Below are 17,484 nucleotides of genomic sequence, written 5' to 3' on the forward strand. Positions count from 1 at the left end.
AATGCAGGAAGCGGTTTTGTGCTTCATCACCAAAATAACTTCCTGCATTATTATTGATTACTTATTTAAATGATTTGCTAAATAAACCTAAACGATCATCAAAAGTTAAAGTCAATCTGATTCTTTTTCATGAGGATAAAATCATCCTGCTGATTTTTTAAACGTTTCATCACCATAAGACTTAAAAGTCTAAATAGCTGTTTGTTATTTGGTTTTTTAAGCAAATACCTGAGTTCGATTTTAATCATACCTATAGCCTTTTATGAGGCAGAAATTGAAGCTAAAGATTAAAAATGGAACAGAGGTTAAATGTGAAGTATATTCTTAGACTTTACAGGTGAAAGTTGTTTTTGAAATTTCAATAAACATCAATTATTAAAATGAAAATTATGCTCAAGCGAATTCTGATAGTTGACGATAATACAGAACATTTAGATGTATTAAAAGATGCTTTAAGTTACTTTAACTTCTTGATAGAAACGAGGTGTGATGGTAAAGAACTGCTTTCTGTTGTAGAAAATTTTAAACCCGATTTACTGCTTTTAGATTATATACTGCCCGGAGATAATGGCGTAGATTTATGTCAGAAAATTAAAAATAATGCTCAAACCAATGATATACCTGTTATTTTAATGTCGGGGTATTTGGGCGTTTTAGAGCAATTTACTTGTTGTAATGGCTTTTTATATAAACCTCTTGATTTGAATGTGCTATTAGAAAAAATTGATGATTTAATTGGCGATAAAGTAACGGTGTAAGATTAAAAAAACGTTTTTTGATGAAGTCTAAAGTTGATTTTTTAGCTCCTATTCCTAAATAAGTTCTTTCTGTTTTAAGTAATTGATGATAATCAATTTTTGGGTTGAGTAAAATCAATATCCAACTCAATTGGTCAAACTACCTTTATAAACCAATAAAAGAAAGAACCTGTTATGACTTTAAGAGCCCAATTTTCATTAAATTTTTTTGATAGCGATAGATATCTTGATGCGTTTTCAAAAGAGACCATCAACCACCAACCAGCAGTAAATATTAATGAAACCGAAAAGGAGTTGGTAATAGAATTAGTTGCCCCAGGTTTAAAAAAAGAGGATTTTAAAATTTTTGTAGAAAACGGAATAATTACCATTAGCGTAGAAAAAGAAGAAGATAAAATGGAGCATTTTATTAAACATGAATTTAATTATTGTTCTTTTTCTCGATCTTTTACCTTGCCAGAAAAGGTAATTATAGAAGGTATAAAAGCTAAATACGAAAATGGTATTTTACAAATACACCTTGCAAAAAGAGGAGAAAATCCTTCAAAACCAAAATTAGAAATTAAAGTAACCTAAATTTCTATCTCAAAAAAAGCAAGTCGGTAAAAAGATAATTCCTTTCCTCTGTAATTGGTGTTCAGAAAAAATCAGCAACCCCTAATAAAAATTTATGAAGACAAATAATGCGCTCAATCAGATACTTATATTAAGTTCTTATCCCCCTCGTCAGTGCGGAATTGCCACTTACAGTAAAGATTTGGTAGACGCATTATCTACAAAGAAAAACAGTTCTTTTTCAGTAGCTATTTGTGCTTTAGAAAAAGGTAAATATGAAAGAGATTATCCTGCAGAAGTAAAGTATGTTTTAGATACTTCAAAAACAGAAGAGTACATTCAATTAGCAAATAAAATAAACAATGATGTAACCATTAAAATGGTTTTTATTCAGCATGAATTTGGCTTGTTTATGGGCGAGTATGGCGAGACATTATTGTATTTTTTATATGCTTTAAAAAAGCCAACCGTTATTACTTTTCATACGGTGCTGCCCAACCCTGGCGAAAGATTAAAAGCAATTTTAAAAGGAATTACTGATGCTGCTGATACTGTAATAGTGATGACAAAAAGCTCTAAAGAGATTTTGGAAAAAGAGTATCAAATAGCTCCTTCAAAAATAAATATCATCCCTCATGGCACTCACCCGGTTAAGCATAAAAATAAGTTAAAATTAAAAGAAAAATATAATTGCGAAGGCCGAACGGTACTTTCTACTTTTGGCTTGATCAATGCAAATAAAAACATTGAGACAGCTATTGAAGCCTTGCCAAAGGTGGTGCAAAAATTCCCTGATGTTTTGTACCTGATTATTGGGAAAACACATCCCGAAGTATTAAAAAATGAAGGAGAAGTTTACCGAGAAGAATTAGAAAAAAAAGTTCAAAAACTTGGTTTAAGCAAGCATGTAAGGTTTATCAACCAATATGTAGAAATTTCTGAACTATTAGATTTACTGCAAATGACTGATGTTTATTTATTTACCTCAAAAGATGAAAATCAGGCGGTAAGTGGCACATTTGCTTATGCCATGAGTTGCGGATGCCCAATTATTTCTACAAAAATACCACATGCTAAAGAAATGCTTTCGTCTGATACCGGCATATTGGTAGATTTTCAGCAACCCGATCAGTTGGTAAATGGCTTGCTAAAATTGTTAAGCGATAATCAATTAAGAAATAGCATGAGTAAAAAAGCAATAGAAAAATCTAAAGTAAGCGAGTGGAAAAATGTAGCCATTCAACATGCTGTTTTACTGCACAAATATTTATCCTATAACTCATTTGTGTTAAATTTCACCAAAATTTCTGTAAAGTATTTGTATCGTTTAGCCAACTAAAAGCATCTTCAAAAAGATTTATCTTTATTATGCGGTGTTCTCTGCTGCTCTATGGTTAAAAATTTAACCACAATTAGGCTATCAGGATAAAGCAGGATGAATGTTTCGCCCAAAGACATCATCTTAGCAATAACCAATTTTTAGAAAGTTTATTCTAAGCCTAAAAAATTTATGATGTATCGTTTGCAAATAATTGTAAAAGTTGCTTTTGCTTTCGGCGAGAAAATAATTATTTCTAAAAATCAACCTTTTGTAAGCAAATAAAAAATGATAAAATTCAAAAGCCTGCTTTTTTTATTGCTTTTATGCTCCACACTTGTACTTGCACAAGAAGTTTCTAACGTGGGTTTGGCTTGGGCGGGGAATAGCGTAAATACGGTAGTTTTCAGAAAAAATTCGGTAGTTACTTTTAAAAATATGCAATACACTTCTTATTATGATTCGGTAGGGAATGTAATATTAGCAAAACGTAAACTCGGGACAGATTCTTGGCAAATTAAACAAACTCCTTATAAAGGCAATTACAAAGACGCTCATAATTCTATCAGCATTATTATTGATGGAGACGGTTTTTTGCATATTTCTTGGGATCAACATGCTAGTAAATTGCGATATGCAAAAAGTACAGCTCCAAATTCTTTAGAACTAGGTCCAGAAATTGCCATGATAGGGAAAAACGAAATCAAGGCAACTTATCCCGAATTTTACAAACTAAAAAATGGTGATTTGTTTTTTCTTTACCGAGAAGGCGCATCAGGGCAAGGGAATTTGGTTTTAAACCGATACCATACTCAAACCAAAAAATGGGAACGCATTCATGATAATTTAATTGATGGACAAAACCAAAGAAACGCTTATTGGCAAGCTTGTATAGATAGCAAAGGTGTTTTTCATTTGAGTTGGGTTTGGCGAGAAAAAAGTGATGTAGCTACCAACCATGATATGAGTTACGCTAAATCTTTAGATGGCGGTAAAACTTGGTCATCATCTAGTAATGAGGCTTATGCTATGCCAATGAATAGCTCAAATACCAAACCTATTGTAACCATTCCTCAAAAAAGCGAATTAATTAATTCTACTTCTATGACTACCAATCATAAAGGAAATCCATACATCGCAACTTATTGGAGAGCCCAAAATTCAACCATTCCTCAATATCAACTCATTTATTTTGATGGGAAAAATTGGCTTGTAAAACAGGTCTCAGACAGAAAAACACCTTTTTCTTTAAGCGGAGTTGGCACAAAAAAAATTCCAATTTCTCGTCCGCAAATTGTGGTAAATAAAAAAGCAGTTTCTGTTGTTTTTAGAGACGAAGAAAGAGGAAATAAAGTATCAGTGGCAACTATTAAAGATGTTAAAAACGGAGCATGGAAGATAAAAGATTTAGGTAATGATGAGGTGGGGCAATGGGAGCCATCTCTTGATACCGAGTTGTGGCTGAATAGAAAAAAACTTCATTTGTTTGTACAACAAACAGCGCAAGGCGATGGCGAAAAAACAGTAAATAGACCCGCTCAAATGGTGAAAATCATCAATGTTAATCTAAAATGATACCACTCTTTAACCAAATAAATAAAAGAAAAAATGTTGACCAGCAATAAGTACTTTAAATTAAAAGTTGTTTTAACCTTCATACTTTTTACCCAAATTTTAACTTCTAAAGGGCAGGGTGTAATTAATATAACTGAAAACAAGTTATGGCATAACCAAGAGCGAGAATTACGTTACCGTCCGGATGGGGAAGATTTTGTAATTACCAACGGAAACCGACTGTTTACCAGAGCATTGTACGGGACAAATACCGCTTTTAGAGTAGAAACTGGCGATAAACCTGAGTTTGCCTTGTATATGCCCGGCATGGGCGGCAATTTTAAGTTAGGGGTTGAAAGTAATGGCTCAAACATTTGGTTAAACGATGCTAAAAATGTAGAAGCCAGATACAGGGCCGGAGCAAGAATTTATCAAATTGAAGACCCAATTTTAGGCAACGGAACACTTACTTTACATATTTTGGCTTTAGCCGATGCCGAAGGGTTTATTCTTAAATTATCAGCCAAAAACCTGAGTAAGCCTTTAAACTTTATCACAGCATTTGGTGGTGCAACCGGTAAAAAATTCTCTAGAGATGGAGATATGGGCCCCGATCCGGCCTCAAATTTCTTCTTAAAGCCAGCTAATTGTACAGATAATATTTACCAACTTGATAAAGCAACCTTTACCTTAAAGTATGGCGTAGGTTTACAAGTAGGGCAAGATGGACGGTATTTTACCGAAGATTTAAAACAGCAATCTCAACTGAGTAAAGAGCAAATTTTAAAAGGAGTTTTTCCCTCATCAACCGAGTTAAAAATTGTTGATGCTGCTAAATTAAGTCAGCCGCTTAATTATTTTCAATCCGTAGTTTCCAAAACTCCAGCTTTGGCTGGGAAGTTAAAAATCGAGCAAAACAAAGACTATTATTTCATCATCTATAAGCCCGATTCTAAATCAAACTTTAAAAATCAGGCTTCCGCCGAAGTTTTTCAAAAAGCAGAAGAAGCCCGAAAACTCATAGCCGATAGAATTAAAATTAACACGCCCGATTCATTTATCAATACCATTGGCGGCACTTTAGCCATTGCAGCTGATGCCAATTGGGAAGCGCCATCTTATATGCATGGCGCAATTGGTTGGCGAATGCGTTTAAACGGATGGCGTGGCGCTTACATGGCAGATGCTTTGGGTTGGCATGATAGAGCAAAATTAAATTTGCAAAGTTATGCCTTGTCGCAAGTGAAAACTCCAGAAAGTGGTGTGATTACGCCTGATTCTGCCACACATTTTTCTAGAAGTTTAGAGAAGTTGGGTGTAGGCATGTTTACCAAAGGTTATATCAGCAGAGACCCGTTGGGGAAAACCCTAAAAGCCCACCATTATGATATGAATTTGGTGTATATCGATATTTTATTGAGGCATTACCAGTGGAATGGAGATTTAACTTTTCTAAAAGAGACTTGGCCGGTTTTAAAGGATCATTTAGAATGGGAAACCAGAAACTTTGATGTAGATAGAGACGGTTTGTATGATGCTTATGCCGCAATTTGGGCGAGTGATGCGCTACAGTATAGCGGCGGCGGCGTGGCACATAGTTCGGCATACAATTATTTTGCTTTCAAAAAAGCGGCAGAAATTGCTATTATTTTAGGTGAAGATGCAACACCTTATAGGAAAGAAGCCAATAAGATTTTAAACGCCATGAATTCTATTTTATGGATGAAAAATAAAGGTGCTTACGCTGAGTTTAAAGATGCTATTGGAAACCAATTAATTCATCCATCGGCTGCTTTATGGACTATTTACCACAGCATGGATTCTGAGACCATGAACCCTTTTCAGGCTTACCAAAGCATGAAATATATTGATAACGAGATTCCACATATTCCAATTAAAGCGAAGGGTTTAGAGGATAATAATTATTATACTTTATCAACCACCAATTGGATGCCTTACACTTGGTCGCTCAATAATGTGGCTTTAGCCGAGTCTATGCACACCATTTTAGCAAATTGGCAAGCTGGTAGAAATGAAAATGCTTTTCATCTTTTCAAAAGCGAAGTGCTGGCTTCTATGTATTTAGGGGGTAGCCCTGGTGCGCTAGTTCAAATCTCACATTATGATGCCATTAGGGCAGAAGCTTATCGTGATTTTGCCGACCCAGTTGGAATGTTTTCTAGAGCTTTAGTAGAAGGCCTATTTGGTATTAAGCCTGATGCCTTACAAAAAGTAGTCGCCATTACTCCGGGTTTACCTGCCAGCTGGAATTATGCTTCCTTCTCTACGCCAGATATTTCTTTTGATTTTAAAAGAAACGGCAAAACAGATAATTATCAAATCATTCCCAAATTCCCAATTCAATTAAACCTAAAATTTCAGGTGATTGCTCAAGGAAAAGTAAAGTTGATTACCCTTAACGGGAAAGAAATAAAATGGACATACGTTGCCACCTCGGTTGGAAACCCAATTATTGAAATTAATACCGCTGCTGCAGAGAATTATACCATCAAAATAGTTTGGGAAGGAGAAAAACCTTCATCGGCTTTGCCAGAGAAAACGTATGTAGCAGGAGGTTCAATTTCCGAAAATATAAATGGAGCTAAGGCCATTAAACTTTACGATCCACAAGAAGCTTTTAAAACATTTAAAATCACATATAATGGTTTTACTGGAGAGTTAAACGCAAAAACGGGGAATCATACCGCATTTATTCAGGTTGTACAAGGTGATTTAACTTGGTGGATGCCTTACAGTTTTAAAGTTGAAAATGCGGTTGAGTTGGTAAAATCAAACGATACTGAATTAAATCAGCAGGGTTTTAAAATCAAAAACAACACGAATCAAAATCAAATTGTAAATGTTTCTGTAAACGGATTTGAAACCAAATTAACAATTGAATCAGAGAAAACATCTAATGAAATTCAAATTCCAGAGGCAGATTTAATCACAGGTACAAACCTCCTTAAAATGCAATTAGCCAATGGAGAAGTAATTTCAGAAAAATTGGTGAATTGGAATGTTAAAACAGCTAAAAAGCAAGAGCAAATAGACCTATCAAATTATTTTAATGATAAAGTCACTCAAATTTTCAAGAATCAATATTTAACGCCTCGTCCGCAGGTTACTACTTTACAATTACCTTGGCAAGGCACAGGAGATTGGCCTCATCCACTAGAAACTCATGAAATTGATGATACTGGTTTACGAAAATTGGCTGGCGAAACCAATCGTTTTTCTATTCCCCAAGGCATCAGCTTTGTTACTCCAAATAGCATCGACAAAAAGAACATTCTTTTTACTTCGCAATGGGATAATTACCCAAAAGAAGCTAGTATTCCTTTAACAGGAAAAGCTTCTCATGCTTATTTATTAATGGCGGGTTCTACCAACCCAATGCAAAGTCAGCTAGAAAATGGAGCCGTTTTAGTGGAATATACTGATGGAACTACAGCTAAACTTTCGCTCAAAAATCCAGAAACCTGGTGGCCAATTGAAGAAGATTATTATACCGATGGTTTTGCTTTTTCTTTAAAACAACCTCGTCCACCAAGAATACATTTAAAAACAGGTTTAATAGTTTCAGGAGAAGAATCAAAAGCAAAATATAACGGAGTGGAGATTAAAGGTGGCGCTGCAACTATCTTAGATATCCCACTTGATAAATCAAAAATATTAAAAAAAATTACGCTACAAACCATTGCAAATGATGTAGTAATAGGTTTAATGGCTGTAACTTTAATTAGAGAATAAATGTTCACCTTACAAAAAGACCACTAAGACTAATAAAAAACACTATAGTTATATGTTTAAATCCATTTTTGTCTATTTCATTTCTTTGCTATTTATTCATTCATCTTATTCGCAAACCCAACTTTTTAATCAAGATTGGGAATTTGTGAAGGATATAGATACCGCAATTAATCCAACTTTATTTGAAAGAAATAGTAAGGTAGTATGGCAAAAAATCAGCATTCCGCATACTGCTAATATAGAACCTATTGAAAAAGTAAAGCAACAATGGCAAGGCATTGCTTTTTACAGAAAGTTTTTTACTGTTTCAGCTACTGAAAAGGGAAAGCATTTGGCTTTTAAATTTGATGGTGCTATGCAAGAAGCAGATGTTTACCTCAACGGTAAAAAAGTGCTGAATCATAAAGGAGGTTATTTGCCTTTTTATGTTAATGTAACCGATGGAATAAATTACGGCTCAGAGAATGTGATTTTAGTAAAATTAAATAATCAGGATAATCCTATCATCCCACCCGGAAAACCTATTGCCGATTTAGATTTTAACTATTACAGCGGCATTTATAGAAATGTTTGGTTCATCAAAAAAAATCAATTGCACATTTCTGATGCGGTTGCAGCCAACAGAAAAGCTGGTGGTGGCTTATTGGTTCATTATGAAAATGTAACATCATCGTCGGCTACACTAACTCTTCAAACAGAAGTAGAAAACGGTGGAGATTTGGAGCGTACAGCATCAATAAGGACTAAGTTATTTGATCCAAATGGTAAATTAGTAGCCTCAAATAATGTCCCTATTGCAATAGATATTAGAGAAAATGATTTTGAGCTTTTTACACAAGTTATTGAAATTCAAAATCCTCAATTATGGTCGCCAAATTTGCCTTATCTCTACACGCTAAAAGTTGAAGTTTTAGAGAATGGAAAAGTTATAGATACAGAACAAATTAAAACCGGAATTAGAAGTTTAAAAATTGAAGCCAGTGCTTTGACTTTGAATGGAGAAAAAATAGTGATTAGAGGCACTAATCGCCATCAGGAGTATCCTTATGTTGGCAATGCGCTTTCGGATCAAGCGCAATACCGAGACGCTTATAAAATTAAGCAAGCAGGGTTTAATTTTGTGAGAAGTTCACATTATCCTCATGCTAATTCTTTTTTAGATGCTTGTGATGAGTTGGGTATTTTAGTAATGGATGCCATACCGGGTTGGCAGTTTGTGGGAAAAGAAGCCTTTACAGAAAACAGCTATCAAGATACCCGAGATATGATAAGAAGAGATCGTAACCATCCTTCTATTATTATGTGGGAAGCTTCGCTAAATGAATCGGGCATGAGTAAAGCCTACATGAAAAAAACGCATCAGATTGTGCATGAAGAATTACCATTTAACGATACCTATTCTGCTGGTTGGATAGACGATGCTTACGATGTTTTTTTACCTGCCCGTCAGCATGGTAAATACCCGGTTTATTGGAAAAACTATCAAAAAAATAAACCTTTGCTTATTGCCGAATATGGCGATTGGGAGTATTATGCAGGGAATGCTGGTTTCAATCAAAAAGAATATCAAAACCTAAATAAAGAAGAAAAATCATCACGACAGTTAAGGGCTTTTGGTCAAAAACGTTTATTGCAACAAGCGTTAAATTATCAAGAATCTCATAACGATAATTTAAATGGAAAAGCCATTGGAGATGCCAATTGGTTGATTTTTGATTACAAAAGAGGTTATGCTGATGATATTGAATCATCGGGAATTATGGATATAGTAAGGCTGCCAAAGTTTGCTTTTTACTTTTATCAAAGTCAGTTGAATCCAAATTTGAAGGGCGAAAATGAATTCAATAAACCCATGTTGTCTATCGCTAATTATTGGTCAAATATTGGAGATTCTACGGTGAAAATTTACAGTAATTGTGAAGAAGTAGAACTGTTTTTAAACGGAAAATCTTTAGGGAAACAAAAGCCAGATCAGGATAAAAATTCCAACAATTTAAAGCATCCTCCATTTACTTTCTCCATCAATGAGTTTACAGCAGGAACATTAACTGCGCTCGGTTTCATCAACAATCAAGAAGTGATTAAACAAGTGGTGAAAACGCCAGAAAAACCTGTAAAAATCAATTTAAGGGTTGATTTTAGTGGGAAGAATTTAAAAGCCGGAACCAATGATGTGGTGTTTGTTTATGCGGAAGTTTTAGATGCTAATGGCACAATCATTCCTGCTGCAAACCATAGCATTGAGTTTGAATTACAAGGTGACGCAGAAAATATTGCTCCAAAATTGGTGAAAGCCGAAGCAGGTATTGCTACTATTTTGTTAAAAGCTGGAAATAAGCCAGGCAAAATTAAAGTAACAGCAAAATCAGAAGGATTAAATCAAGCGCAATTAAAAATCAAATCAGTAAAATCAAATTGAATATCACCGATATAAACCAAACAAAAATGAAACTGAAGGCAGTAAAAATCGTCCTCACTAGTGTACTTGTGTTATTATTAAATATAGCATTTGCACAAATAGGCACAAGGTTTCCATCTGAAAAAAAGATTGTAAAAGATCCAGTTACAGGTGTAGAGCTTGTTTTTTTAACCAGTAAAGCCAAAGGCGATGGTAAAATTTACCAAACGCATAATCAATGGACAGCGGATAGTAAATGGTTAATTTTTAAATCGGATAGAGTACGCGGAGAAGCCATGGCCGTAAATGAACAAACTGGGGATATTGTACAGGTAACCGAGGGCGGATATATGGGGATGCTTAATATAGCCAGAAACTCCATGAAACTTTATTTTATGCGTAGAATAGGCAACAGAGCGAATCCCAATAATGCGGTTCAAATTGTTGAAGTTGATTTAGAAAAATTATTTAAAGACAGTGAGGCCGGAACTTTAAAAACTGCTGATACTTATCAAAAAGTTTGTGGCACTACTCCGCCAGAAATTGGTGCAGGTGGTGATATGGCTTTGGATGGAGACGAAAAAAGAGTTTATTTTAGAGTGGGCGAAGCCGATGCTGCAAAGCATTTAGCCCCAAACACCAAATTAGAAGAAAATTTTGGTCCGCGTAAAATGGGAGCTGGTCCCGCAGGTATAGCCTGTATGGATTTAACCACAGGCAAAGTAAATCATGTAATTTCTGTCCCTTTTCAGGTTGGGCATATCCAAACTAACCCTTGGATGCCGGGCGAAATTGTTTTTTGTTGGGAAACCGGAGGCAAATCTCCACAACGTATTTGGACTGTAAACGCTGATGGAGCAGGCTTACGTCCACTTTACCCCGAAGCGGATTATGAATGGGTAACTCATGAAGCAGTCATTACCAAAGACGAAGTAGCTTTTGCTATTATGGGGCATCGCAAAATACCCGGTACCAATACCAATGTAGCCGCAGGAACTGAGGTTGGCGGTGCCAATCCGGGTCAAGATGCAGCTTGGGGACCGTCCGGCACTCGTGAGAAACCAACCGGTTTAGCTATTGTAAATTTTAGAACAAGAGAAACTTATATTGTTGGTCAAACACCAAGCGGAAGCGGATTGTGGCATGTAAGTGGTTCATCTGATGGTAGATTTGCCGTTGGCGATGATTTTTCTAGAAGCCTTTATTTAATAGACAGGCAAACAAAAGAAATGATGTTGTTAACCACAGGGCATAAAGCAACAGCTGCAGATCATCCGCATCCAACTTTTAGTCCTGATGGCACAAGAATACAAATTCAATCAGCTATGCTTTCTGAAGATAACAGATCAATGAATATTTGTATTGTTCCCGTTCCCCAGGCTTGGTTAAAACGAGTTGCTCCAACAAAGAAACCATAAAAGCCCTTAAAAATGATGATGAAGAAGACGTTTGTCCTTATCTATATATTACTCAACTTGGCTTTTGCTGCAAACAGTCAAGGTTTAAAAACTAATCCACAAACGTTTATTGCGGGCAATAAAGAATTTTTATTAAACGGAAAACCTTATGTAGTAAGGGCTGGAGAATTGCATTTTCCAAGAATTCCTCGCGAATATTGGGATCAAAGAATAAAGCTTACCAAAGCCATGGGAATGAATACCATTTGTATTTATCTTTTTTGGAATTTTCATGAGCAAGAACAAGATGTTTTTGATTTTACAGGGCAAAAAGATGTAGCTGCTTTTGTAAAATTGGTACAAGAAAACGGAATGTATTGTATTGTAAGACCTGGGCCTTATGCTTGCGCCGAGTGGGATATGGGCGGTTTACCCTGGTGGTTATTAAAGAAACAAGATATTGAGGTGCGTACCGCTAAAGATGCTTTTTTTATGCAACGTACTGCCAAATATTTGCAAAAAGTTGGGGAGCAATTGGCGCCACTTCAAATTCAAAATGGTGGTAATATCATTATGGTGCAGGTAGAAAATGAGTTTGCTTCTTTTGGAAACGAGCAACCTTATATGGAAGCCGTTAAAAACGAAGTGATAAAAGCAGGGTTTGATAAAGTACAATTATTTAGATGCGATTGGTCTTCTAATTTTAATAAATACGAATTGGATGGCGTGGCTACTACTTTAAATTTTGGGGCAGGTTCTGATATTGATAAGCAGTTTAAAATCTTTCAAGAAAAATACCCCACATCGCCATTAATGTGTAGCGAGTATTGGTCGGGTTGGTTTGATCATTGGGGTCGTCCGCATGAAACAAGGTCTATTTCATCCTTCATTGGGAGTTTAAAAGATATGCTGGATAGGAAAATTTCTTTCAGTTTATACATGGCGCATGGCGGCACATCTTTTGGCCAGTGGGGCGGAGCAAATGCGCCCCCATACTCTGCAATGGCAACATCTTATGATTATAATGCGCCCATTGGCGAACAAGGAAATACTACTGATAAGTTTTTTGCAGTAAGAGATTTATTGAAGAATTACCTACAAGAAGGAGAGAGTTTGGGCGAAATTCCATCCGCTATGCCTGTAATAGAAATACCCACTTTTTATTTAAACCAAACGGCTAATCTTTTTGATAATCTGCCTAAAGGCATCAAATCAGAAAATATACAACCTATGGAAATGTTTAACCAAGGTTGGGGTCGCATCCTGTATAGAACCACTTTAAAACCATCAGCTATAAAACAAAAACTAGTGATTACGGAGGTGCATGATTGGGCAAATGTGTTTATTAATGGAAAATCAATAGGTAGGTTAGACCGAAGAAGGGGCGATAATAGTATAGAAATTCCAGCATCGGCGAAAGCCTTGCAATTAGATATTTTAGTGGAAGCAACAGGCCGAGTGAACTACGGAAAAGCCATTATTGATAGAAAAGGAATTACCCAAAAAGTGGAGTTAATTAATGGGAAAGAGAAAGTAGCATTAAAGAATTGGACGGTGTATAATTTCCCGGTTGATTATGGTTTTCAAACCAAGGCTAAGTTTAAAAAACGAGAAAATAATGGTCCCGCTTGGTTTAAAGGAGAATTTAATTTAGAAAAAACTGGCGATACTTTTTTAGATGTAAGCACTTGGGGAAAAGGGATGGTTTGGGTTAACGGCTATAATATGGGTAGGTTTTGGAAAATTGGACCTCAGCAAACATTATTTATGCCAGGTGTTTGGCTTAAAAAAGGTAAGAATGAAATCATTGTTTTAGATGTGGATAATCCAAAAGAAACCAAAATTACAGGGTTGAAAGAAGCTATTTTAAATGAATTAAACCAAGATGAATCTTTACTACACCGCACTAAAAATCAAAATTTAGATCTTTCTGCCGAAAAGCCAATTGAAACAGGTGCTTTCGCAGCCGGAAATGGATGGAAAGAAGTAAAATTTGAGGGTGTACAACAAGGGCGCTATTTATGTTTTGAAGCCTTAAATTCACAACAAGAAAAAGATGTTTTAAGCGCTATTGCCGAGTTAGAATTGATTGGAAAAGACGGAAATTCAATTTCGACCTTAAAGTGGAAGGTGGTTTATGCAGATTCTGAAGAAATTACTGCTGCCAATAACGCGGCTGATAAAGTTTACGACCAGCAAGAATCTACTTTTTGGCAAAGCCAAGCCGTTGGAGGCAAGCCCAAACATCCGCATCAAATTGTGATAGATTTGGGTGAAGTTACAGCGGTTAGTGGTCTAAAATATCTTCCTCGATCTGATAAAAGCCAAAACGGAATGGTTAAAGATTATAGAATTTTTATTAAAACAGAACCGTTTAAAATGTGATTATTATTTAATGCAGGATAACACAGGATACCCAAATAAGTTATTGCACATAAATTAGTTGTCAGATTAATTTTAACCAATTATTATCTTCAATTTTAAATTTTCTTGGTTTACAGCCAAATTAGCTTATTTATATAATATGAATCAGTTTATTAAAAAATGTTTTCTAATAATTTTTACCGGTTATTCTTGTGCTTACGCCGATGTAAAGTTGGCGAGTCCTTTTTCAGATCACATGGTTTTACAGCGTGAAATTGTAGTCCCTGTTTGGGGTACTGCAGATGCAGGGGAAAAAGTAACCGTAAAATTGGGCGCTCAAACCAAAACAACAATTACTAAAGCTAATGGAAAATGGATGGTAAAGCTTAATAAATTGAAAGCAGGCGGGCCTTTTGTGATGACTGTAACTGGTAAAAATAAGTTGAGTATTGATGATGTTTACGCTGGCGAAGTTTGGGTTTGTTCGGGCCAGTCTAATATGGATTTTACCGTTGCACAAGAAGATAGGTATTGGTGCGGAGTGTACAATGAAAAAGAAGAGGTAGCACAAGCAAATTATCCTTTAATTAGAGTTTTTGATACCGATTTTGCTCCAAATAATCAAGCTCAAGATTTTGTAAAAGGTAATTGGGAAGTGGTTTCTCCACAAAGTATTGGCCATTTATCTGCGGTAGCTTATTTTTTTGCCAGAGAAATTCAAAAGAAAATTAAAGTGCCTATTGGCTTAATTACCACCGCTTATGGTGCAAGTACTGCCGAAGCTTGGATAAGAAAAGAATCATTAGAAAAGAACGCGATTTTTAAAGGATTGCTTAATAGTTTTGATGATAAGTTGATCAAATTTAAAGCAGATACCGGTGCAAAAACAACCTACAATACAGCTTTAGAAAAATGGAAAATTGCTGCTGCAAAGGCAAAAGCAGATGGTAAAGATGCCCCTCGTGGTCCAAAAAATCCCGATCCGGTGATGGATCAACACAATCCGTATGTTTTATGGAATGGAATGGTAAAACCTTTGGTGCCTTACGCCATCAGAGGAGCGCTTTGGTATCAAGGCGAATCTAATTCGCCAACTGCTTCCATCTATAAAAATTTGATGGAAACTCTAATTAAAGATTGGAGAACGCAATGGGGCCAGGGAGATTTCCCTTTCTATTATGTGCAATTAGCTAATATTGGGAAAGAAATAGAATTTGTGCCTGCCAAAGGAGGTACAGAAGCCATTAAAAGAGAAGCCCAATTACAAAACTTATTACTGCCCCATACCGCTATGGCAGTAGCTATTGATAATGCAAACCCAGAAAACATGGGCGATGTGCATCCTAAGAACAAGCAAGATATTGGCTACCGATTAGCTTTACCTGCTTTAAATAATATCTACAAAGTAAAAACACCTTATTCGGGCCCTATTTACCAAAAAATGCAAGTTTTTGGGAATACCATTAAAATTTATTTTAAACATGTTGAAGGTGGTTTAATCATTAAAGGTGATGAATTAAAAGGTTTTGCAATTGCCGGCGAAGACAAAAAATTTGTTTGGGCCAAGGCTACTATTGTAGGGAATGAAATACTCATTACATCGCCAGAGGTGCTCAACCCCAAAGCTATAAGATATGGATGGGGTGCTAATCCAATAATCAGCCTTTATAATTCGGCTAATTTACCTGCATCACCTTTTAGAACAGATAACTGGAAATAAGCCTCATCAATTAAAATAAATTTCATTTGGTAAATAAGATCAATCTAAGTCTATTCACAATATGCTCAATAACAATTACATGAAAAAAACGATATTATTTTTAAGCTGCTTGGTGCTTACGCTGAGTTTAAATGCGCAAACTAGCGTTTCGGGCTATGTAAGTACCGTAAACCAAAATCAACAAATTAGTAAACATATTTATGGTCATTTTTCTGAACATTTAGGGAGGTGTATTTATGATGGTTTTTGGGTAGATAAAAGCTTAAATGTGAAAAAAGAAGGTCGTATTCGTATGGATATTGTGGATGCTTTAAAAGCGATAAATATTCCAAACTTACGTTGGCCGGGAGGTTGTTTTGCCGATGAATACCATTGGAGAGATGGAATTGGAGCGCCAAACAGTCGCCCAAAAATGGTAAATACCAATTGGGGTGGCGTTACAGAAGACAATAGTTTTGGTACGCATGAGTTTTTGGAACTTTGTAAATTATTAGGGACCGAGCCTTACATTAGTGGGAATGTAGGCAGCGGAACGGTAGAAGAAATGAGCAAATGGGTAGAGTATTTAAACTTTGATGGAGAAAGCCCAATGTCTAAACTGAGAAAAGAAAACGGACGTACAGAACCATGGAAAGTGAGTTTTTGGGGTGTTGGAAACGAGAGTTGGGGTTGTGGCGGAAATATGACTGCCGAGTATTATGCAGATCAGTTTAACCGTTACGCTACTTATTCCAGAGACTACCCGGGTACAAAACTAAAGAAAGTTGCAGGTGGCGCCAATAGCGATGATTATAATTGGACAGATGTATTGATGCGTAAAAGCAGAAACCAAATGTGGGGTTTATCATTGCATTATTACGCTATTCCAACGGGTAGTTGGGGTAATAAAGGATCTGCAACAGATTTTGAAGAGCAAGAATACTTTAGCAGCATGAAAAATGCTTTAAGAATGGACGAATTAGTAACCAAACATTCTGCCGTAATGGATAAATACGATCCGGCTAAAAAAGTAGCTTTAGTGGTAGATGAGTGGGGAATTTGGACAAATGTAGAGCCAGGCACAAATCCGGGCTTTTTATACCAACAAAATAGCTTACGCGATGCTTTAGTTGCTGGTTCTACCCTAAATATTTTTAATAACCATAGTGATAGGGTGAAAATGGCCAACTTGGCTCAAACCGTAAATGTGTTGCAAGCTTTAATCTTAACCGAAAAAGATAAAATGTTGTTAACGCCAACTTACTGGGTGTTTGATATGTACAAAACCCATCAAGAGGCTACTTTGCTGCCGGTAAAATTTACTTCACCTAATTATGTGGTAAATAATAAAAGCCTTCCATCCGTAAATATTTCTGCCTCAAAAGATAAAAATGGCGTAGTGCATTTAACCATGGTAAATCTTGATGCTAAAAACAATATCCCTGTAAAGTTAAATTTTGAGGATTTAAATTGGAGTAAAGCTGTTGGAACCATCTTAACCTCAGCAAAATTTACCGATTACAATTCTTTTGATCAGCCTAATAAAATTAAACCTGCGGCATTTAATGGGGCAAGCAAAAACGGAGATCAGCTGCAATTAAGTTTACCTCCATTAAGTGTGGTAGCTATTACATTAAATTAATTTTAAAATTGATATTATGGTAAGGATGAGCTTCGGCTTATCCTTT

At 35.8% G+C, this 17,484-nt stretch carries 10 protein-coding genes; all 10 read left to right on the forward strand.

Going from position 1 to position 17,484, the window contains the following annotated elements:
- The first annotated feature begins 389 nt into the window (after window positions 1-389).
- The 10 genes from FA046_RS13620 (at window position 390) to FA046_RS13665 (ending at window position 17,438) form a co-directional block, all read left to right on the forward strand.
- Window positions 390-758, forward strand: coding sequence for a response regulator (locus tag FA046_RS13620; RefSeq protein WP_169303373.1), 369 nt, complete (start codon window positions 390-392; stop codon window positions 756-758).
- Window positions 759-932: 174 nt separating this feature from the next.
- Entirely contained in the window at window positions 933-1,334 is a 402-nt protein-coding gene (locus FA046_RS13625; protein WP_136827090.1) for an Hsp20/alpha crystallin family protein, read from the forward strand.
- Between the two features lie 94 nt (window positions 1,335-1,428).
- A complete protein-coding gene (locus tag FA046_RS13630; protein WP_136827091.1) occupies window positions 1,429-2,652 on the forward strand; it encodes a glycosyltransferase in 1,224 nt (407 codons plus the stop codon).
- Window positions 2,653-2,919: 267 nt separating this feature from the next.
- Window positions 2,920-4,206 (forward strand): BNR repeat-containing protein, encoded by a 1,287-nt coding sequence (locus FA046_RS13635; protein WP_136827092.1) that lies wholly within the window; start codon window positions 2,920-2,922, stop codon window positions 4,204-4,206.
- 33 nt (window positions 4,207-4,239) lie between these two features.
- Window positions 4,240-7,938 carry a DUF4450 domain-containing protein gene (locus FA046_RS13640; protein ID WP_136827093.1) on the forward strand — a complete coding sequence of 1,233 codons (3,699 nt, stop codon included), beginning with the start codon at window positions 4,240-4,242 and terminating at the stop codon, window positions 7,936-7,938.
- A gap of 52 nt (window positions 7,939-7,990) precedes the next feature.
- Entirely contained in the window at window positions 7,991-10,357 is a 2,367-nt protein-coding gene (locus tag FA046_RS13645) for a glycoside hydrolase family 2 protein (protein WP_136827094.1), read from the forward strand.
- Between the two features lie 26 nt (window positions 10,358-10,383).
- The gene (locus FA046_RS13650; RefSeq protein WP_136827095.1) at window positions 10,384-11,754 is read left to right on the forward strand and encodes a TolB family protein; all 1,371 of its coding nucleotides are present in this window, start codon (window positions 10,384-10,386) and stop codon (window positions 11,752-11,754) included.
- A gap of 18 nt (window positions 11,755-11,772) precedes the next feature.
- Entirely contained in the window at window positions 11,773-14,118 is a 2,346-nt protein-coding gene (locus FA046_RS13655; RefSeq protein WP_136827096.1) for a beta-galactosidase, read from the forward strand.
- Between the two features lie 139 nt (window positions 14,119-14,257).
- Window positions 14,258-15,817, forward strand: coding sequence for a sialate O-acetylesterase (locus FA046_RS13660; protein WP_136827097.1), 1,560 nt, complete (start codon window positions 14,258-14,260; stop codon window positions 15,815-15,817).
- A gap of 79 nt (window positions 15,818-15,896) precedes the next feature.
- Window positions 15,897-17,438 carry an alpha-N-arabinofuranosidase gene (locus FA046_RS13665; RefSeq protein WP_136827098.1) on the forward strand — a complete coding sequence of 514 codons (1,542 nt, stop codon included), beginning with the start codon at window positions 15,897-15,899 and terminating at the stop codon, window positions 17,436-17,438.
- Window positions 17,439-17,484 lie beyond the last annotated feature (46 nt).

It is taken from the genome of Pedobacter cryophilus (assembly GCF_005116455.1).
Taxonomy (GTDB): domain Bacteria; phylum Bacteroidota; class Bacteroidia; order Sphingobacteriales; family Sphingobacteriaceae; genus Pseudopedobacter; species Pseudopedobacter cryophilum.

Coding starts and splice junctions, on each gene's coding strand:
- FA046_RS13620 (WP_169303373.1), top strand. CDS start 390: ATGCTCAAGCGAATTCTGATAGTTGACGATAATACAGAACATTTAGAT.
- FA046_RS13625 (WP_136827090.1), top strand. CDS start 933: ATGACTTTAAGAGCCCAATTTTCATTAAATTTTTTTGATAGCGATAGA.
- FA046_RS13630 (WP_136827091.1), top strand. CDS start 1,429: ATGAAGACAAATAATGCGCTCAATCAGATACTTATATTAAGTTCTTAT.
- FA046_RS13635 (WP_136827092.1), top strand. CDS start 2,920: ATGATAAAATTCAAAAGCCTGCTTTTTTTATTGCTTTTATGCTCCACA.
- FA046_RS13640 (WP_136827093.1), top strand. CDS start 4,240: ATGTTGACCAGCAATAAGTACTTTAAATTAAAAGTTGTTTTAACCTTC.
- FA046_RS13645 (WP_136827094.1), top strand. CDS start 7,991: ATGTTTAAATCCATTTTTGTCTATTTCATTTCTTTGCTATTTATTCAT.
- FA046_RS13650 (WP_136827095.1), top strand. CDS start 10,384: ATGAAACTGAAGGCAGTAAAAATCGTCCTCACTAGTGTACTTGTGTTA.
- FA046_RS13655 (WP_136827096.1), top strand. CDS start 11,773: ATGAAGAAGACGTTTGTCCTTATCTATATATTACTCAACTTGGCTTTT.
- FA046_RS13660 (WP_136827097.1), top strand. CDS start 14,258: ATGAATCAGTTTATTAAAAAATGTTTTCTAATAATTTTTACCGGTTAT.
- FA046_RS13665 (WP_136827098.1), top strand. CDS start 15,897: ATGAAAAAAACGATATTATTTTTAAGCTGCTTGGTGCTTACGCTGAGT.